This is a genomic window from Nonomuraea sp. NPDC049725 (genome assembly GCF_040674795.1).
Classification (GTDB): Bacteria; Actinomycetota; Actinomycetes; order Streptosporangiales; family Streptosporangiaceae; genus Nonomuraea; species Nonomuraea ceibae.
The window spans coordinates 195,218-213,779 of record NZ_JBFANJ010000009.1 but is presented as its reverse complement, the minus strand read 5'-3'; the positions used below and the strand labels follow the sequence as shown (position 1 = coordinate 213,779).

Sequence of the window (18,562 nt, the reverse complement as noted above, 5' to 3'; positions counted from 1 at the left end):
GGGCATGGACGGCACGCTCTACTCGATCGGCGACCTGGCCCGGCGCACCGGGTTGACGGTCAAGACCATCAGGTTCTACTCCGACCAGGGCATCGTGCCGCCCGCCGACCGCGGCCCCACCGGCTACCGCCGCTACGACGCCGCCGCCGTCGCCCGCCTCGATCTCGTACGGACGCTGCGCGAGCTGGGTGTCGGCCTGGCGACCATCCGCAGGGTCGTGGACCGGGAGGTCACGCTCGCCGAGGTCGCCGCGGCCCACGCCGAGGCGCTGAGCGTGCAGATCCGCACGCTCAGGCAGCGCCGGGCGGTGCTCACGGCGGTGGCCAGGCGGGGCTCGACCCCTGAGGAGATGGATCTCATGCACAAGCTGGCCAGACTGTCCGAGGAGGAGCGCCGGGAGCTGATCGGCGGCTTCCTGGACGCGGTGTTCGACGGGCTGGTGGTCGACGGGCTGGAGCTCGACGGCCCCAGGCGCTCGATGACGCCCGAACTGCCCGACGACCCCACGGCCGAGCAGGTCGAGGCCTGGGTGCGGCTGGCCGAGCTGTCCCGCGACCCGGACTTCCGCGCCTCGATGCGCCGGCTGGCCGAGGACCACCGGGACGACGGTCTCGGCCTGCGTCCCGGCCCGGTCGAGGCGGCCCGCGCCCGCGCCGGGGCGCCTCCGTCGGCGGCCGACGTGGCGGCGGTGGCGGGCGAGTACGCGCGGGCGCTCGGCGTCCCCGACGACGCCGCGCTGCGGCGCCGCCTCCTCTCCCGCCTGGAGGCCGCCGCCGACCCTCGCCGCGAGCTCTACCTGGACCTGCTCGCCGTGATCAACGGCTGGCCGGCCCCGGAGCCGCTCGCCCCGGCTCTCACCCCGTTCGTCGAGGCGCTGCGCGGGCGGCCCGGCCCCTGAGGTGCGCCAGGATGGTGGGGTGAGAATCTCGTACGTCCTGGTCGTGGCGGCCCTGGCGGTGGCCGGGTGCGGCACGCGGACGGCCGGCGCGGCGGGGGCCCCGCCGGCTCCGTCTCGGCACACCGTCCAGGTCACGCCGATCCCGCCCCTGGACTCCGAGCGCGCGGCGCCGGCCAGGAGCCGGTGTCCCCGGTCGGGGCTGCGGCTCACCGCCGAGCCGGCGAACGCGGCGATGGGCCTGCGGGCGCAGACGCTGATCCTCACCAACTGCGGCAAGCGGGTGCGCCAGGTCAGCGGCTACCCGAAGGTGCGGCTGCTGGACGCGGCCGGCGACCCGCTGAAGGTGCGCCTCGACCGGGGCGCCCAGGAGATCACCACGGCCGTCGCGGACCCGGGGCCGGAGACGGTGACGTTGCGGCCCGGCCGATCGGCGCACTTCAGCCTGGCCTGGCGCAACACGTACACGGACACGAGCCGCCGGTCCGAGGTCGGGGCCACGGCCGGGGCGACGGTGGTCGTCACCGCCGCCGGAGCCCGCCTCACCGTGGACACGCCCGTGGACCTCGGCTCGACGGGCGTCCTCGGCGTCACCGCGTGGACCTCCCCCAAGAGGGGCTGACTCAGGCCAGCCAGCGGCCGTCGCGCATCAGGTCGCGGCCCTTCAGCTCGTTCACCTCGCGCCACGCCTGGATCCGCTGCGGGCGGACGCGGAAGAAGGGGTAGGGCTCGCCGATCTCGCGCGGGTCGAAGCCGGTCTTGGCGGCGAACGCGTCACCGACCTCGGCCGTGATCTCGGTGATCTCCACGGTGCCGTCGATCAGGACGACGTCCCGCGTCAGCCCCAGCCCCAGCCGGACCAGCCCGGTGGCCGCCAGGTTACGGCCGGTGGGGCTGGCGGCCGGGGTCGACAGCAGCAGGCTGGAGCCGTCCCACAGGAAGGACAGCGGCACCAGGAACGGCGCCCCCTTCTCCGGGTCGGCCGTCGCCACCCACGTGTCGACGTCGGACTCCAGCCGGCGCAGCGTGTCCTGCTTACGCTGCTCGAACGTGCGGGGGTCGGGCAGGGTCATGCGGTGTGCTCCTGGAGGATCGGGGTGGCGGCCACGGCTAGAGGATCTTGTGGACCCAGTCGTGCGTGTCGGGGCGGGCGCCGTACTGGATGCCCACGAGCTCCTCGCGGATGCGCATGGTCACCGGCCCCGGGGTCCCGTCGCCGACGGTCCAGGCGCGGTCGGCGCCCTTGACGGAGCCGACGGGCGTGACGACGGCGGCCGTGCCGCAGGCGAACACCTCGGTGAGCTCGCCGGACTCGCACCCGGCCTGCCACTCGTCGGTGCTGATCAGCCGCTCCTCGGCCTCCAGGCCGAGCTCGTCGGCCAGGCCGAGGATGGAGTCGCGGGTGATCCCGGGCAGGAGGGTGCCGGTGAGCGCGGGGGTGACGAGCTTGTCGCCGAAGACGAAGAACAGGTTCATCCCGCCCATCTCCTCCACGTAGCGGTGCTCGTGGGCGTCGAGCCAGACGACCTGGTCGCAGCCCTGCGCGACGGCCTCCCGCTGGGCCACGAACGCGGCCGCGTAGTTGCCGCCGCACTTGGCGAAGCCGGTGCCCCCGGGAGCGGCGCGGGTGTACTCGGTGGACAGCCACACCGAGACCGGCTTGATGCCCCCGGTGAAGTAGGAGGCCGCCGGCGAGGCGATCACCAGGTACTTGTACGTCTTGGACGGGTAGTTCACGCCGAGCCCGACCTGGGTGGCGATGATGAACGGCCGCAGGTAGAGGCTGTGCCCCTCGGTGGTGGGCACCCAGTCGCGGTCGGTCTGGACCAGGAGCTCCAGCGACTCGACGAACGTCTCCTCGGGCAGCTCGGGCATGGCCATGCGGGCGGCGGACCGGTTGAACCGGCTCGCGTTGGCGTAGGGCCGGAAGGTGACCACGGACCCGTTGACCTGCCGGTAGGCCTTGAGCCCCTCGAACAGCTCCTGCGCGTAGTGGAAGACGGACGTGGCCGGGTCGAGGCTGAGCGGCCCGTACGGCTGGAGGCGGGCGTCGTGCCAGCCGCGGCCCTCGGTGTAGTCGATCGAGATCATGTGGTCGGTGAAGACCTGGCCGAATCCCGGGTTCGCCAGTACCTGCTCGCGCTCGGCCGCGGTGCGAGCGTGGTCGGATAGCTGCACGTCGAAGCTGAGCTTCTGAGCGATGGTCATGACGCGGGTCCTTCTCTCTGCGATTCCTGCGGGTGCTGCCGCGAAACGGCAGTCCGTACTTCCTATTGTCTCGCTATTTGGGATGGCAAGGGGGTGACGCCCGTTTGGACATGAAAAAGCGCCTGGCGGGTCCTCGTTCGGGACCGCCAGGCGCTGCTGAGCAGGGGCGGCCCCTAGCTCGATACGCGCGCGGTGATGTCGTCACCGATCTCGTGCGTGGTGCGTCCGGCCCAGCCGGTCAGGCGCTCGACGATGTCGTCGGCGACGGCCTGCTCGATCCTGGCCGCCTCGGCGCTGAGGCCGAGGTGGTCGAGGAGCATGGCGACCGACAGGATCGTGGCGGTCGGGTCGGCCTTGCCCTGCCCGGCGATGTCGGGCGCGCTGCCGTGCACCGGCTCGAACATGCTGGGCGCGGTGCCCTCGGGGTTGATGTTGCCGCTGGCGGCCAGGCCGATGCCGCCCGCGACGGCCGCGCCGAGGTCGGTGATGATGTCGCCGAACAGGTTGTCGGTGACGATGACGTCGAACCGCTCCGGCTGGGTGACGAAGAACATCGAGGCCGCGTCGACGTGGCTGTAGTCGGTGGTGACGTCGGGGTACTCCTCGGCCACCCGGTTGACGGTGCGCTGCCAGAGGTCGCCGGCGAAGGTGAGCACGTTGGTCTTGTGGACGAGCGTGAGCTTCTTGCGCGGGCGCGAGCGCGCCTTCTCGAACGCGTAGCGCACGACGCGCTCGACGCCGTGGGCGGTGTTGAGCGACTCCTGGGTGGCGATCTCGTACGGGGTGCCGCGCCGCATGGTGCCGCCGGTGCCGGCGTAGAGGCCTTCGGTGCCCTCGCGGACCACGATCATGTCGATGTCCTCGGCCGGGGTGTCGGCCAGGGGCGTCTCGACGCCGGGGAAGAGCTTGACCGGGCGCAGGTTGACGTAGTGGTCGAACTCGAAGCGCAGGCGCAGCAGCAGCTCGCGCTCCAGGATGCCGGGGGGCACGCTGGGGTCGCCGATGGCGCCGAGCAGGATCGCGTCGTAGCCGCGCAGCTCCTGCATCACACTGTCGGGCAGGGTCTCACCGGTGCGGTGATAGCGGGCGGCGCCCAGGTCGTAATGGGTGGCTTCGATCTTGGTCCCGACCGCTTCGAGGACCTTCAGACCTTCGGCCACGACCTCGGTGCCGATGCCATCACCAGGGATGACGGCCAGACGAATGTTGCGCGACTCCATGGGCGTACCTTACCGGCTCGTCTCGGCTGCCGAACACATGATCTCAATGGCTGGGATGCGGCGCGCCGCCGTTGTCGCGGCGGTCCAGGGCCGTCTGCAGGGCCTCGGCGGCCTCGTTCTCGTGCTCGTCGGCGCTGTTCCAGGCATACATCTCGTACATGAGGTGACTCATCTCGTTTCGCGGGGCGTCGGATGTGTGAAGTCGGATCCCGGTCGCGAATCCGCCCGGGCCTGTGTTCGCGGTCCGGATCACGGACCGGCGAAGGAGGGACTTACCGGCCGACAGCAACGCCACTCACCGCGGCGAGTCGTCGACCTGCCCTAACAGGCCCCGCCGCGGCAGGTAATGAGTACGAGAACCTGGCGCATTACTCGTCAGACTACCAGCGCGTCTCGTTGGATGTCCTACTATCTCGCATCCTGAGACACGAAGGAGGGGCCACCGGTGCGGCGGCCCCTCCTGTCGGAAGTGCGTCAGAGGTCGACCGAGCGGCCGCTCTCCGCGCCGATCTCGGAGCCGATCTGCTCCAGCACGTCGGACGGGATCGCGGTGTCGACGGTCAGCGCGATGAGCGCCTTGCCGCCCTTGACGTCGCGGGCCACCTGCATCGAGGCGATGTTGATGCCCTGCTCGCCGAGGATGCGGCCGACGACGCCGACGACGCCGGGCCGGTCGGTGTAGGTGAAGAACGACAGATGCTCGGTCGGCTCGATCTCCATCTGGTAGCCGTTGACCTCGACGATCTTGGTGATCTGCCGGGGGCCGGAGAGCGTGCCGGACACCGAGACGTGGCGGCCGTCGGCCAGCACGCCGCGCACGGTGATCACGTTGCGCCAGTCGGGGCTGTCGGAGCTGGTGACCAGCTCGACGGCGATGCCCCGGTCCTTGGCCAGCAGCGGCGCGTTGACGTACGTGACCTGCTCCTCGATCACGTCGGCGAAGACGCCCTTGAGGGCGGCGAGCTCGATGACCCGCACGTCCTGGGCGGCGATCTCGCCGCGGACCTCGATGTCGAGCTTGGTGGCCACCTCGCCGGCCAGCGCGGTGAAGACCCGGCCCAGCTTCTCGGCGAGCGGCAGGCCCGGCTTGACGTCCTCGGCGACGGCGCCGCCCTGGACGTTGACCGCGTCGGGCACGAACTCGCCGGCCAGGGCCAGCTTGACGCTGCGCGCGACCTGGGTGCCGGCCTTCTCCTGGGCCTCGTGCGTGGAGGCGCCCAGGTGCGGCGTGACGACGACCTGGTCGAGCTCGAACAGCGGGCTGTCGGTGCACGGCTCCTTGGCGAACACGTCGAGACCGGCGCCGGCGACGCGGCCCTCCTTGATCGCCGAGTAGAGGGCGGCCTCGTCGACGATGCCGCCGCGGGCCACGTTGATGATCCGCACCGACGGCTTGACCTCGTGCAGCTCGCGGTCGCCGATGAGACCCAGGGTCTCCTTGGACTTGGGCAGGTGGACGGTGATGAAGTCGGCCTGCTTGAGCACCTCGTCGAGGCTGAGCAGCTTGACGCCCATCTGCGCGGCGCGGGCCGGCGGCAGGTAGGGGTCGTAGGCGATCAGCTCGACGCCGAACGGCTGCAGCCGCTGGGCCACGAGCTGGCCGATCTTGCCGAGGCCGAGGATGGCGACGACCTTCTCGTCGAGCTCGACGCCGGTGTACTTGGACCGCTTCCACTCGCCGTTCTTCAGCGCGGCGTGGGCCTGCGCGGTGTTGCGGGCGCTGGCCAGGATGAGCGCCACGGTCTGCTCGGCGGCGCTGGTGATGTTGGAGGTGGGCGCGTTGACCACCATCACGCCGGCCTTGGTGGCCGCCTCGACGTCGACGTTGTCGAGGCCGACGCCGGCGCGCGCGACCACGCGCAGCTTGGGCGCGGCGGCGATGGCCTCAGCGTCGACCTGGGTGGCGGAGCGGACGATGAGCGCGTCCACGTCGGCCAGGGCGGGCAGCAGCTGGGAACGGTCGGCGCCGTCGGTGTGGCGGACCTCGAAATCGGCGCCGAGGACGGCGAGACCGGCCTCGGACAGCTCCTCTGCTACCAGAACGACGGGCTTGTTCACGAGTGTTGGATCCTTAGGCGAGCGGCGGGCGGGAGGGACACGTCCCTGGGTCCCTCGGAGCCCTCAGAGTCTATCCACCGCTTGTGAACGCGTTCACGAGAGACCCAGCATTCGAGACGCCTCCCGCGGTACCCAGCACCCGGAAACTCATCCACACTGCACCCATCTTTGTCTTGATCGGGAGATTTATTGGCCATTAGCCTGATAAGCCGTGGCCTACTACCTATGGTTCGTCATATGAGCATCGGGAATCCTGCGCTTGCCGACGTGCTCGCCCAGCATGGTGGTCCGCACCGCCTGCTGGCGGCTCTCGCTGACTGTGGAGTCCTGGTGGCCGTGCGACCAGATCGATCCGTCGTCCTCGGGACGACCCAGGCCGGTGACCGGGTCCTGCTCGGCTACACCAGCGCGGTGACCTATGCCCGGCACCGCGGCGGCCATTCCCTGTCGGCGTGCGACGCCGACACCATCCTCGACATCCAGCGCGTCACCGGCGTGCGGGAGATCGTGATCGACGCCGCAGGCCCCGCCGCCGCCGCCGTCCCCATCGACGACCTGGCGCGCTTCCTCACCTCCACCCGTACGGGCCCGACGCCGGTCCTGTCGGGAGCCGCGCCGGCCGCCTACGCGACGGGCGCGATGGCCACGGTGTCGCGCGGGACCGTGATGGCGCAGGCGGCCCCCGCCTCGCCCGAGGCGCCCCCGATGCCGTGGATCCCGGCGCCGCGCCCGCACCTGTCGGGCCCGATGCAGCAGGTCGACCCCGGCTACCGGCGCTGCACGCACCCGATCCTGCCCGCGCTGCGCCAGGCGATCGCCCAGCTCCTCCAGGACTTCCCGCTGGTGCACCACGTGTGGATCTCCGAGGCCCGTACGGCGTCCGGCGCGACCGGGATCATGCTGCACGTCAAGGTGCACATGTCGGCCGCCGAGGACGTCGTGCGCGACCTGCACCGGGGCGCCAGGGCCCGGCTGCCGCAGTTCGCGGCCAGCGGGGCGCCGATCCTGATGGCCCGGGTCGCGGACTCGCGCAGCGAGCGCCGGATGATCGAGATCGGGGCGCACGTGGTCTGCGCGAACGTCCACGAATAGCGAAACTGGGCCCTACCGAACAAGCCTCTGCTCGGCTTCAATGAGGCCATGATCGCACCCGGCGTGGCCGCCCCCACGGTCTCCAGAGGCGTGCGCCTGGGCTACGGCGTCGGGTCGTTCTGCACCGCGACCTTCACCGCCGTGCCCGGGCTGCTGCTGCTGTACTACATGACCAACTTCCTGGCGGTGCCCGCGTGGCTGGCCGGGGTCGTGGTGACGGCGCCCAAGGTGTGGGACCTGCTGATCAACCCGATGGTCGGCCGCTGGTCCGACCGCACCGCCTCACGGCTCGGCCCGCGCCGCCCGTGGCTGCTGGCGGGCGCGTGCACGCTGCCCGTCGCGTTCTTCCTGGTGTTCGCCGGCCCGCCGCTGACCGGCGTCCCCGCCGCGCTGTACGTGGGCGCCTGCTTCCTGGCGGCGGCCACGGCCTACGCCCTGTTCGAGGTGCCGTACAAGGCGATGCCCGCCGAGATGACCGACGACTACCACGAGCGGACGTCGCTGCTGCAGTGGCGGATGGTGTTCGTCGGCGCGGGCACCGCGATCGCCGGCATCGCCGCCCCGGCCATCGTCAACAGCCAGGGCGTCAGCGGCACGCTGGACAGCTACCGGCTGATGGGCGTGGTGATCGCCGTCGTGCTGCTCGCCGCCATGCTGGGCTCGTTCCTCGGCACGGCCCGCGCCCCCATGACGGGCGCCCCCGAGGCCGACACCGGCAGCCTGATCAGGCAGTTCGCCGTGGTCAGGGGCAACGCGTCGTTCCTGTGGCTGACGGTGCTGAGCTGCACCCAGCAGCTCGCGGTGGCCATCATGCTGGCCGCCGCGCCGTACTTCGCCGCGTACACGATCGGCGACCCGAAGGCCACGACCTCGCTGTTCGCGGCGCTGGTGGGGCCGATGATGCTGACCATGCCGCTGTGGTCGTGGCTGTCCAGGCGCTTCGACAAGCGGGGCGCGATGATCCTGGCCGCGCTGACGTTCGCGACCGGCACCGCGCTGGCCCTGGCCACCCCGATCTTCGGCGGCTGGTACGCGCACGCGATGATCCTGCTGGTGGGCACCGGGGTGGCGGGGGTGACGCTGCTGCAGTTCTCGATGCTGGCCGACGTGATCGCGCAGGACGCCGCGGACACGGGCAAGCGGCGGGCGGGCGTGTTCACCGGGCTGTGGACGGCGGTCGAGAGCGGCGTGAGCGCGTTCGGGGCGCTGATCTTCGGCGTGATCCTGTCGATCGGCGGCTTCCTGTCCTCGGAGCCGAGCAGGCCGGTCGAACAGCCGGACAGCGCGGTGACCGCGGTGCTCGTCGGGCAGACCGCGGTCCCCGCGCTGATCATCCTGCTGTCGGTGGCGATGACGCTCGGCTACCGGATCAAGGACCCTATGCGAGCCGCCGCGCCGGCGCCGGACGGGTCCGGGTGACGAGCCCGGCCACCGCCGCGGCCAGCAGTGGCAGGCCGAGCACGACCACGGCGCAGAACAGCCAGGGCACCGCGATGTGGGGCGTGCCGATCTCGAACTGGAAGTCCCCCGGAGCGCCCGGCCGCGGGACGCGCGACCTCGTCAACAGCCAGGCCAGCGTTATGCCCGTGACCGACCCAGCGACGGCGCCGACCAGCGCGCCGAGCCCGGCGATGTAGCCGGCCTGGGCCGCCACGATGAGCCTGCGCACCCGGGGCGGCGCGCCGACGGCCGACACGGTGTCGAGGTCGCGCCGCATGTCGGCCACCGCGAGCCCGGTGGCCGCGAACGTGCCGCCGAGCACCAGCACCACGGCGAGCCCCAGGGCCAGCCAGAGCACCCCCGCCGGGTAGTCGTCGTAGCCGTTCTCCACTTTGACGTACGCGTCGCGGTGGGCCGCCCCGATCTGCGCCGCCAGCGTCGCCGGATCGGCCGGCCGGTGCGCCGCGTACAGCGTGCGCTCGCTGATCTTCAGGCCGGCCGCCCGCAACGCGGTGGCCGGGATCAGGGCGCCGGCCTGCTTCGGCTGCGCCGGGCGGGCCTCGACCGCCGGGATCTCGAGGTCGCGGTGCTCCAGGGAGAGCCCGACGCGCACCTTGCCGTCGCGCACCGCTCCGGGCTGGAACACGATCGCCTTGCCCTCGGCCAGGGCCACCGCGGCCACCGGGTCCACCCGGCCCTGCAGGAGCGCGAGCAGCCGGGCGTCCCCCACGGGCAGGTTGAACACCGCGAGGTGGCAGAAATCCCTGCACGCCTCGAACGGGGCTTGCAAATGGAGCGAGGCCTCCTCGCCCTTCTCGGTGACGGCCCGATGCCCGCTCACCAGCGGCACCCCCGGGAGCGCCTTCCCGGCGGCGGCGCGCACCCGCGCCCACTCCTCGTCGTCCAGGCCGTTGCCCCTGATCACGAGCGTGCCCGTCGGCTCGACGGCCCACGTGTTCTCCTTGCGGACCGCGAACTGGCTCTCGGCCCCGATGCCCAGCGTGATCGCCCCCATGGTGGCGGCCATGACCGCCGCCACGGCGGAGGCCGTACGGACCCGGTGCCGGGAGGCGTCGCGCACGGACAGCCGGAGCGGGAGCGGCAGCCGCGCGGCGAGCCGTCCGGTGGCGCGCACCAGCCACGGCGTGACGGCGACCAGCCCCAGCACGAACGGGACCACGCCGATCATGATCAGCCGTCGTTCGCTCATGAGCCCGAGCACGCATCCGGCCAGCCCGGCCGCGATCAGCAGGAGGCCGAGGACCGGGTGGCCGGCGCGGTCGCGGGCCATGACCCGGGCCTCCCGTCCGGCGAGGACCCGCGCCGGGCTCTGCCGGGCGGCCTGCACGGCCGGGACGAGGGCGGCGATCACCCCGGTGGCCGTGCCGAGCAGGACGACGCCGAGGATCTGGAGCCAGGGCACGTCGGGCGGGCCGTAGCCGCCGATCATCTCGCGCACCAGCGGCGCCGGGGCGATCGCGGCGGCGATGCCGAGCGCCGCCCCGGCCGGCGTCGCGATCCCGCCGAGCACCAGCCCGTCCGCCAGCACGATCAGCTTCAGGTGGGCCGGGGAGCCGCCGTGGGCGGCGATCACGGCCAGCTCCCGGCGCCGCCGGCGCAGCCCGACCGCGAAGGCCGGCCCGGCGAGCAGGACGGTCTCCACGATGACGAGCACGCCGGCCACGGCGGCGGCGATCACCAGGTCGGTGTCCCTCGGGGAGTACGCCGGGTACAGGCGCGGAACCGCGGGCGGGTCCTCGATGACCGCGCGGGACTCGACGCGGAGCCCCGAGGCGTTCAGCCGGCGCACCTGGTCCCAGCCGACCGGAGCGGGCGCGTCGGCGAGCCAGCCGGTGCCGTGCCCGTCCCCCTTGTCGCGCAGCAGCGTGCCCGGCAGGCTCACGACCTCGCGCTGCAGCGCGTGGTACGGGTACGCGACGACGCCGACCACCCGCACCTGGCGGCGCTCGGCCAGCACGCTCATCGGCCCGCCCAGGCGCACGTCGGCGCCGAGCATCGCGGGCGTCACCGCGACCTCGTCCGGCGCGGCCGGGAAGCGGCCCTGGAGCAGCGGGCGCATCCCGCGCGTCATGGGATCGCGCAGATCCACCTCCGTGACGCCGGCCACGTCCTCGCCGTTCGGCAGGTTCACCATCACCGAGCCGTGGTTCAAGGGGATGAGCCGGGCGTCGAGCAGCGCGCCGACCTCGGCCTGTGTCCACGGCCGCGTGGACTTCGGCGTTCCTTTCGCCTCCTTGAAGACGCCGGAGACGTCCTGCCTGATCGGCCCGCGGAACTCGGTCGTGGCGATCTGCGCGTCGGCCGTGCCCAGGGTCCTGGTCAGGCCCTCCCGCCTGGAGACGTCGCCGGTGGCGAGCCCGGTCAGCAGGGTGGAGATCACCAGCACCGGCAGGCCGATCATCACCATGATCAGGGCGCTGCGGCCCTTCGCGCGCAGGGCGTCCCTGCGGGAGAGGCGTAGAGCCGCGCGGAAGGCGCTCATCGGGCGCTCTCCAGCCGCACGGCCGCCGCGTCCGCGATCGCGCCGTCGCGCAGGTAGACGACCCGGTCGGCCCAGGCGGCGTAGCGGGGCTCGTGGGTGACGAGCAGCACGGCGGCGCCCGCGTCGCAGCGCTCGCGCAGCAGCCGCAGGATGCCGTCGCCGGTCGCGGTGTCGAGCGCGCCGGTGGGCTCGTCGGCCAGCAGCAGCCGCCGCTCCCCCGCCAGCGCCCTGGCGATGGCCACCCGCTGGCGCTGGCCGCCCGACAGCTCCTCGGGGAAGCGGTCGGCGACCTGGCCGGCGCCCACCTCCTCCAGCGCGACCTCCGCCTCCTCACGGGCCCGGCCCGCGGCCACGCCGTCGAGCTCGCGGGGCAGCATCACGTTCTCGGCGGCCGTCAGGGACGGGATCAGGTTGAGGTCCTGGAACACGTACCCGACGCTCCTGCGGCGTAAGGCGGCCAGGTCCTTGACGGCGGCCAGGTCGGCGCCCTCGATCACGACGCTGCCGGAGGTGGGCCGGTCGAGGCCGCCCGCCACGTTGAGCAGGGTGGACTTGCCGGAGCCCGACGGGCCCATCACCGCGACCAGCTCGCCGCGCGCGACGTCGAGGCTCACGCCCTTGAGCGCGTGCACGTCCCCGTGGGTCCGGGTCACCTCACGCAGGCTCACCACAGTCATGCGTTCTTCTCCTTGAGTACGGCCTCGCAGTGGTCCAGCCAGCGCTGTTCCGCCTCGGCCTTGAAGATCATCGAGTCGATCACGAGCCGTTGCGCCGGTCCGCCCGTCCCTCGGTGCTTGGCCCTGGTCAGCTCCTGGAGCATGCGCATGGTGGCCATGCGCTGGGCCAGGATCACCGCGGCCACGTCCACGTCGGCGGCGGCCACGGCCATCGCGATCTTGATGACCAGCTCGTCGCGGGGCCGGTCGGTCTGGCCGACGGGGGTGGCGAACCACTCCGCCAGCTCCCGCCGGCCGGATTCGGTTATCTCGTAGACCGCGCGCCCCTGCTCGTCGGTGCCGCCGGGCGTGACGAGGCCGTCACGTTCCATACGGGAGAGCGTCGTGTAGACCTGGCCGATGTTCAGCGGCCAGGTCGCCCCCGTCGACGCCTCGAACTCCACCCTGAGCTGGTAGCCGTAACGCGGCCCGCTGCTCAGCAACGCGAGCAGCCCGTGCCTGATCGACATAAATACTCAGTATGCATACCGAGTATGCCCGCCGCAACAGATCCGCGTATTCTGGACAGCGAACACGGTTCAGGCCGATACTCAGGGCATGAGCTCGACGCACCCGCCGTTCCGCGCATCCGACGGTGAGCGTGACCGCGCGATCGGCGAGCTGCGTGACCGCGCGGTCGAAGGGCGGATCTCCCACGACACCTTCGTGGGCCGCGTCGACCAGGCGCTGCGGGCGCGCAACCAGGAGGAGCTCGACGCGCTCGTCGCCGACCTGCCCAGGCGGCCGACGTTCCGGGGGCGGGTGACCAACCTGGTGACCAGGGTGGTCGGCGCGGCCTCCGACTTCACCACCAGCCTGCAGTCCGCCTGGCGACGGCCCCGGCTGCCCCGCCTGGCACTGCCCGACGACGACCGGGTCCGCTACGTGGTCGGGCGCGGATCGGCGTGCGACCTGGTGCTGTCGGACCTGACGGTGTCGCGCGTCCACGCCGAGCTGCGGCGCGACGACGACGGCGGGTGGATGCTGGTCGACCTCGGGTCGCTCAACGGCACCCGGCTCAACGGCTGGCGGCTGGTGGGCCCGGCCAAGGTGCGCTCGGGGGACGAGATCTCGTTCGGCGACTGCGGCTTCCTGGTGAGCTCCGCCCTCCCGTAGCGGCCGGCCGCCGGTAAAGATACGGATATTTGCGGATTACAGCCCGCAGGCGCTCCTCGATGATCCGAAGGCGAGACCCCCAAGTCGCAGCCCCTTTGGAGACCCCCATGCGGCGCACCTCTGCATCCCTCGTCGCGGGCGCGCTCGTCGCGGCCCTCGCGTGGGCGTCAGGCCCCTCCTCCCCCGCGATCGCCCTCGAACCGTCACCCGGCCTGGCCGACCTGGCCCAGGACATCAACCAGATCCTCGGCGACTCGCGGCTGACCATCGCCCAGGCGGGCGTGCTCGTCAAGAGCGCCACCACCGGCGAGGAGCTGTACGCGACCGACGCCGGCAAGCTGCTGCTCCCGGCGTCCAACACCAAGCTGTTCACCTCGGCCGCGGCGGCCGAGACGCTCGGCCTCGACTACCGCTTCCCCACCACCGTGCTCAACGGCGGCCGCAAGCACGGCTCGGTGCTCCGCGGCGACCTGGTGCTGCGCGGCACCGGCGACCCGACGATGCTGGCCGAGGACTACGACGCGCTGGCCAAGAAGGTGGCCGACGCGGGCGTCAAGGTCGTCACCGGCAAGCTGGTGGCCGACGACACCTGGTTCGACGACGTACGGCTCGGCACGGACTGGGCGTGGGACGACGAGACGGCCTACTACGCGGCGCCGATCTCCGCCCTGACCACGTCGCCGGACCGCGACTACGACGCCGGCTCGGTGATCGTGGGCGTGGCGGTGGACGGCGGCCAGGTCAAGGTGACGACCACCCCGGAGACCGGCTACCTGAAGATCGTGAACAAGGCGACGGTCGGCGCCGAGACGGACGTGCTGATCCAGCGCCTGCACGGCACCCGTACCGTGGAGATCACCGGCACGGTGGCCGGGTCCTACCAGGAGTGGGTGTCCGTCGACGACCCCACGGCCTACACCGCCTCCCTGTTCCGCGACGCGCTGGCCAAGCACGGCGTGCGGGTGCTGGGCAAGACCGTGTCCGGCGCCGCGCCGTCGGGCGCCGGGGAGCTGGCCAGGCACGAGTCGATGCCGCTGAGCGAGCTGCTGGTGCCGTTCATGAAGCTGAGCAACAACATCCACGCCGAGATCCTCGTCAAGGCCATGGGCCGCAAGGTCGCCGGCCAGGGCACCTGGGCGGCGGGGCTCAAGGTCGCCACGGACTTCGCCAAGGCCAACGGCGTGCAGGTGCTGAACATGCGGGACGGCTCCGGGCTGTCGCGGCGCGACGGGTTCACGCCCGCCTCGATCGTGCAGCTGCTGACGGCCGTGCGGGGCAAGCCGTGGTTCGAGAGCTGGTACGCGTCGCTGCCGGTCGCCGGCAACCCGGACCGCTTCGTCGGCGGCACGCTGCGCAGCCGGATGCGCGGCACGCCCGCGGCCGACAACGTGCGGGCCAAGACCGGCTCGCTCACCGGCGTGACCGCCCTGTCCGGGTACGTCACCAGCGCCGACGGCGAGCCGCTGGTGTTCGCCATCATGCTCAACCAGTATCTGTCGGGCTCGCCGAAGGACATCGAGGACAAGATCGCCATCCGGCTGGCGCAGTTCAAGCGCGGCGCGGCGGTGGACGGGACGCCCGCCCAGCTCCGCACCGCCGCCGAGACGGCCGGGGACCTGGAGTGCTCCTGGCTGAAGCCGGTGATGTGCTAGCCCCGGAGCGGGTGGAGCTCCAGGTATAGCGCCGATTTTCATGACATAGCCGACGGGTGGCGGCCAGAATTCAGGGTCAAGCCAGGGAGCGCCGGGCACGACCGGCCCCACCCGCCGGTCTCCCACCGCACGCCCGCCGCGCTCCCCTCCGGCGGGCCCGGCCGCCATTCCCCCGCATCGGACCGCGGCCGGGCCCGCACCACCCGGCCCAGCGGAGCCGGAGAGACGCGCCGGGACGTCAGCGGGTGTCGGAGAAACGCGCCAGGACGAGCGACTCGACGACGCCCACCGCCGCGTACGCCACGATCGACACGCTGGTGACGACCACGATGTCCGCCCACACCTCGTCGTAGCGGAAGCCGCCGATCGCCCGCAGGATCTCGGCCCCGATCCCCTGCCCGGTGGCCAGCCACTCGGCGATGAGCGCGCCGATGATCGACGACGGCACCGAGATGCGCGCCGAGGCGAACACCGACGGCATCGCCGTGGGCACCGCCACCTTGCGCAGCACCGTCGTCCGCGTCCCGCCATAGGCCATGACCAGGTCGGTGGCCTGCGGAGACGCCGAGCGCAGCCCGAAGGCGATGTTCACCAGCGCCGGGAAGAACACCACGATCCCGCCGATGACGGCCACGCCGAGCAGGTCGCGCCCGAACACCAGCGTGATCAGCGGCGTCATGACCACCAGCGGCACCGACCGCAGCAGCATCGCGACCGGCATGAACGTCTGCTCGACCGTACGGAACAGCACGAACGTCATGGCGACGACCACGGCCGCGACCATGCCGGTGGTGAACCCGATGGCCGCGTCCCTGATCGTGATGCCTAGCGCGCCGAACACGGCGTCGCGGTGCGCGGCGGCCTCCGGCGCGGTGAACAGGTACTCCCACACCTGGTGAGGCCGCTTGCCGACGAGCGGGCTGATGCCGAACGCCTCCAGGAACAGCCACCAGGCGGCCACCACGATGAGCACGGAGGGCAGCAGCGGGCCGACGACCCGCAGCACGGTACGGCCGATCACAGCGCGGACCCCGTTTCGGCTCTGCCGGTCGACCAGGGCGTCACCAGCCGGGCGACGAGCGCGACGACCCCGTACCCGAGACCGGCGATCAGCCCCGCGACGAGGGCCAGCCCCCACGTGCGCGGCACCTGGAACTGCTGCTGGGAGATCATCAGCGAGACGCCGAGCCCCTGGTCGTTGCTGCCGAGGTACTCGCCGATGATGGCGCCGAGCAGCGCGGACGGGGCGGAGATCTTCAGCCCGGCGAACGTGCTCGGCAGCGCCGAGATGATCTGCACGTGGCGCAGCTTGGCCAGCTTGCCGCCCCCGTAGACGGTGATGAGGTCGAGGCTGGCGCGGTCGGCCGAGCGGAGCCCGAGCAGGGCGCCGATGAGCGTGGTGAAGAACACCGAGATCGCCGCCAGGAACACCACCGTCGCCTCGCCGCCGAACACGACGAGGATGATCGGCCCGATGGCCAGCAGCGGGATGCAGTAGCTGATCACCGCGAGCTGGGTGGCGACGGCTTCGAGCCTGGGGACGAGCAGGACGAGCACCGCGACGCCGATCGCCAGCCCGTTGCCCCACAGGAATCCCTGGAGCGCCGCCGTCAGCGTGGCCGACACGTTCGGCCCGTAGAAGCCCCAGCCGTCGGCGGCCATCCCGCCGAGCACCGCCCACGGCGTGGGCACGGCGCCGTCGCCGGCGAACACCGTGGCGGCGAGCAGCCACCAGAGCCCGACCAGGGCGACGACGCCGAGCAGGCCGTGCAGCCGCCTCATGAGCCGTGCCCGAACAGCAGGTCGCTGAGGTGGTCGTGGTAGGCGTGGAACTCCGGGGTGCGCATCATGTCGGGCGTGCGCGGGCGCGGCAGGTCGATCGGGACCAGCTCCACGACGCGGCCGGGACGCGGGCTCATCACGGCGACCACGTCCGACAGGAACACCGCCTCGCCGATGCCGTGGGTGACCATGAGCGTGGTGGCGGGCTTCTCGGTCCAGATGCGCAGCAGCTCCAGGTTGAGCCGCTGCCTGGTCATGTCGTCCAGCGCGCCGAACGGCTCGTCGAGCAGCAGCACGCTGGGCTTGACGACGAGCGCGCGGGCGATGGACACGCGCTGGCGCATGCCGCCCGACAGCTCGGCGGGCCGGGCCTTCTCGAAGCCCTCCAGGCCGACGAGCTTGATCAGGTCCTCGATCACGCCGGGCTCCGGCTTGAGCCCGGCGACCTCCAGCGGCAGCCGGATGTTGGCGTGCACGCTGCGCCAGGGCAGCAGCGCCGAGTCCTGGAAGGCGATGCCGAGGTGGTGGCTCCTGCGCAGCTCCTCGGGCGACTCGCCGTTGACGCGGATCTCGCCGGACGTCGGCTCCTCCAGCCCGGCCAGGATGCGCAGCACGGTCGACTTGCCGCAGCCCGACGGGCCGAGCAGCGACAGGAACGAGCCCTTGGGGGTCTCCAGGTCGACGCCCTCGACGGCCGTGACGCCCTTGCCGAAGGTCTTGCTCAGCCCGGTGATCGAGATGCCGCTCATGCGAGCTTCAGGCTCGGGTCGGCCTGGTAGACCTCGTCCAGGACCGACAGGTCGAACAGCTGCTCGGCCTTGACGGCGAGACCGGCCTTGCCCAGCGACTCGACGTTCTGCGCGATCAGCTCGGGCGTCATCGTGAACAGCCCGTTGGCCTTGGCGTCCGGGGTGACGACGAGCTCGTTCTGCATCTTGGCCTCCTCGGTCTGTTCCTTGACGTCGAGGTTGAGGTCCTTGCCGTAGGTGTTGGCGGCCATCTCGGCGGACTTGGCCGGATCGGCGACGGCGTCCTTCCAGCCCTTGATCTCGGCGGTCAGGAACGCCTTGAGCTTGTCGCGCTCGTTGTCGATCGTCTCCTGGCGGACCGTGAACGTCTCGGCGGCCAGCGGCAGGCCGTGGTCGGCGAACAGCAGGTAGGTGGCGTCCACGCCCTGCATCTTCAGCCGGACCGGGCCGCTGGTGACGAAGCCGACGTAGCCGTCGAGCTGGCCGGAGGTGAGCATGGACGGGTCCGACTGGAACGGCACCCGCGTCACGCTCGCCGGGTCGATCTCGTTGGCCTTGAGCAGCGCGTTCCACACCAGCTCGTTGGAGTCCTGGACGCCGATGCGCTTGCCGACCAGGGCCTTGGGGTCCTCGATCGGGTTCTTGCCGAGAGAGATGATGGCGAACGGGTTCTTCTGGAACGTCGCGCCGACGATCTTGAGCTGGGCGCCCTGGAGGACGGCGGGCGCGGTGATCGTGGGCGCCGACAGGCCGATCCAGCAGCGGCCGGTGGCCAGGCCCGACTCGACCGAGGTGCCGGAGCCGCCGCCGGACAGCAGCTCGACCTGGGAGAACCCGGCGGCCTTGTAGTAGCCCTTGCTGTCGGCGAAGTACTCGCCGGCGAACTCGACGTTCTTCTTCCACGACAGCTGCAGCTTCACGGCGCCGAACCCGCCGCCTTCGCCACCGCCGCCGGTGGACGTGCCGCCGCCACCGCAGGCGGCCAGCCCGAGCGCCAGCCCGGCCAGACCAGACGTCCGCAGGAACGCACGACGGTCGAGGGAAGCCATGATTCTCCTTGGGCTGAGCGATGAACGTGCAGGTCAGGAAGCTATACATCGATTATTACCATCGTGTGACAGAGTTTCGGCC

General features: G+C 71.9%; 17 protein-coding genes. 6 read left to right on the top strand and 11 right to left on the bottom strand.

What is annotated here, in order from left to right:
* The first annotated feature begins 4 nt into the window (after positions 1-4).
* On the top strand, positions 5-898 hold the full coding sequence (locus AB0J53_RS24355) for a MerR family transcriptional regulator (protein ID WP_364176040.1): 894 nt from the start codon (positions 5-7) through the stop codon (positions 896-898).
* A gap of 19 nt (positions 899-917) precedes the next feature.
* On the top strand, positions 918-1,517 hold the full coding sequence (locus AB0J53_RS24350; RefSeq protein ID WP_364176037.1) for a DUF4232 domain-containing protein: 600 nt from the start codon (positions 918-920) through the stop codon (positions 1,515-1,517).
* 1 nt (position 1,518) lies between these two features.
* Here the strand turns inward: AB0J53_RS24350 and AB0J53_RS24345 are convergent, their stop codons facing one another.
* The 4 genes from AB0J53_RS24345 to serA all read right to left on the bottom strand — a co-directional run bounded on the left by AB0J53_RS24345 (position 1,519) and on the right by serA (position 6,381).
* Positions 1,519-1,968 carry a pyridoxamine 5'-phosphate oxidase family protein gene (locus AB0J53_RS24345; protein WP_357586895.1) on the bottom strand — a complete coding sequence of 150 codons (450 nt, stop codon included), beginning with the start codon at positions 1,966-1,968 and terminating at the stop codon, positions 1,519-1,521.
* A gap of 37 nt (positions 1,969-2,005) precedes the next feature.
* Entirely contained in the window at positions 2,006-3,103 is a 1,098-nt protein-coding gene (locus AB0J53_RS24340; RefSeq protein WP_364176034.1) for a branched-chain amino acid aminotransferase, read from the bottom strand.
* A gap of 173 nt (positions 3,104-3,276) precedes the next feature.
* A complete protein-coding gene (locus AB0J53_RS24335) occupies positions 3,277-4,323 on the bottom strand; it encodes a 3-isopropylmalate dehydrogenase (protein ID WP_364176031.1) in 1,047 nt (348 codons plus the stop codon).
* Between the two features lie 474 nt (positions 4,324-4,797).
* Positions 4,798-6,381: a phosphoglycerate dehydrogenase gene (serA, locus tag AB0J53_RS24330; RefSeq protein ID WP_219501156.1), complete on the bottom strand. Its 1,584-nt coding sequence runs from the start codon at positions 6,379-6,381 to the stop codon at positions 4,798-4,800.
* Positions 6,382-6,618: 237 nt separating this feature from the next.
* Here serA and AB0J53_RS24325 point away from each other — a divergent pair, with 237 nt between their 5' ends.
* Both AB0J53_RS24325 and AB0J53_RS24320 read left to right on the top strand, forming a co-directional pair.
* Positions 6,619-7,473 carry a hypothetical protein gene (locus AB0J53_RS24325; protein ID WP_219501153.1) on the top strand — a complete coding sequence of 285 codons (855 nt, stop codon included), beginning with the start codon at positions 6,619-6,621 and terminating at the stop codon, positions 7,471-7,473.
* A gap of 48 nt (positions 7,474-7,521) precedes the next feature.
* A complete protein-coding gene (locus AB0J53_RS24320) occupies positions 7,522-8,892 on the top strand; it encodes an MFS transporter (protein ID WP_364176027.1) in 1,371 nt (456 codons plus the stop codon).
* Here AB0J53_RS24320 and AB0J53_RS24315 read toward each other — a convergent pair.
* The 3 genes from AB0J53_RS24315 to AB0J53_RS24305 are packed head-to-tail and all read right to left on the bottom strand — an operon-like array spanning position 8,852 to position 12,602.
* On the bottom strand, positions 8,852-11,416 hold the full coding sequence (locus tag AB0J53_RS24315) for an FtsX-like permease family protein (protein WP_364176025.1): 2,565 nt from the start codon (positions 11,414-11,416) through the stop codon (positions 8,852-8,854). The two genes, AB0J53_RS24320 and AB0J53_RS24315, sit on opposite strands and share 41 nt — an antisense overlap.
* Positions 11,413-12,093: an ABC transporter ATP-binding protein gene (locus tag AB0J53_RS24310; RefSeq protein ID WP_364176022.1), complete on the bottom strand. Its 681-nt coding sequence runs from the start codon at positions 12,091-12,093 to the stop codon at positions 11,413-11,415. Before AB0J53_RS24310 ends, AB0J53_RS24315 begins: the two co-directional genes overlap by 4 nt.
* The gene (locus tag AB0J53_RS24305) at positions 12,090-12,602 is read right to left on the bottom strand and encodes a PadR family transcriptional regulator (protein WP_219501126.1); all 513 of its coding nucleotides are present in this window, start codon (positions 12,600-12,602) and stop codon (positions 12,090-12,092) included. Before AB0J53_RS24305 ends, AB0J53_RS24310 begins: the two co-directional genes overlap by 4 nt.
* A gap of 88 nt (positions 12,603-12,690) precedes the next feature.
* On the opposite strand from AB0J53_RS24305, the gene AB0J53_RS24300 reads away from it, so the two are divergent.
* Together AB0J53_RS24300 and dacB are read left to right on the top strand one after the other, a co-directional pair.
* Positions 12,691-13,248 carry a DUF1707 and FHA domain-containing protein gene (locus tag AB0J53_RS24300; protein ID WP_364176019.1) on the top strand — a complete coding sequence of 186 codons (558 nt, stop codon included), beginning with the start codon at positions 12,691-12,693 and terminating at the stop codon, positions 13,246-13,248.
* A 107-nt stretch (positions 13,249-13,355) separates the two neighbouring features.
* Complete coding sequence (gene dacB / locus AB0J53_RS24295) at positions 13,356-14,900, top strand: D-alanyl-D-alanine carboxypeptidase/D-alanyl-D-alanine-endopeptidase (RefSeq protein WP_219501119.1); 1,545 nt, start codon at positions 13,356-13,358, stop codon at positions 14,898-14,900.
* A 238-nt stretch (positions 14,901-15,138) separates the two neighbouring features.
* Here the strand turns inward: dacB and AB0J53_RS24290 are convergent, their stop codons facing one another.
* From AB0J53_RS24290 to AB0J53_RS24275, 4 genes are read right to left on the bottom strand one after another with little or no spacing between them, the layout of a single operon-like run.
* The gene (locus AB0J53_RS24290; RefSeq protein ID WP_357586885.1) at positions 15,139-15,921 is read right to left on the bottom strand and encodes an ABC transporter permease subunit; all 783 of its coding nucleotides are present in this window, start codon (positions 15,919-15,921) and stop codon (positions 15,139-15,141) included.
* Positions 15,918-16,682, bottom strand: coding sequence for an ABC transporter permease subunit (locus AB0J53_RS24285; protein WP_364176015.1), 765 nt, complete (start codon positions 16,680-16,682; stop codon positions 15,918-15,920). Before AB0J53_RS24285 ends, AB0J53_RS24290 begins: the two co-directional genes overlap by 4 nt.
* Positions 16,679-17,431: an ABC transporter ATP-binding protein gene (locus AB0J53_RS24280; protein ID WP_219501113.1), complete on the bottom strand. Its 753-nt coding sequence runs from the start codon at positions 17,429-17,431 to the stop codon at positions 16,679-16,681. The genes AB0J53_RS24285 and AB0J53_RS24280 overlap by 4 nt, the downstream gene beginning before the upstream one ends.
* Complete coding sequence (locus AB0J53_RS24275; protein WP_219501110.1) at positions 17,428-18,480, bottom strand: ABC transporter substrate-binding protein; 1,053 nt, start codon at positions 18,478-18,480, stop codon at positions 17,428-17,430. The genes AB0J53_RS24280 and AB0J53_RS24275 overlap by 4 nt, the downstream gene beginning before the upstream one ends.
* Between the last annotated feature and the right edge of the window lie 82 nt (positions 18,481-18,562).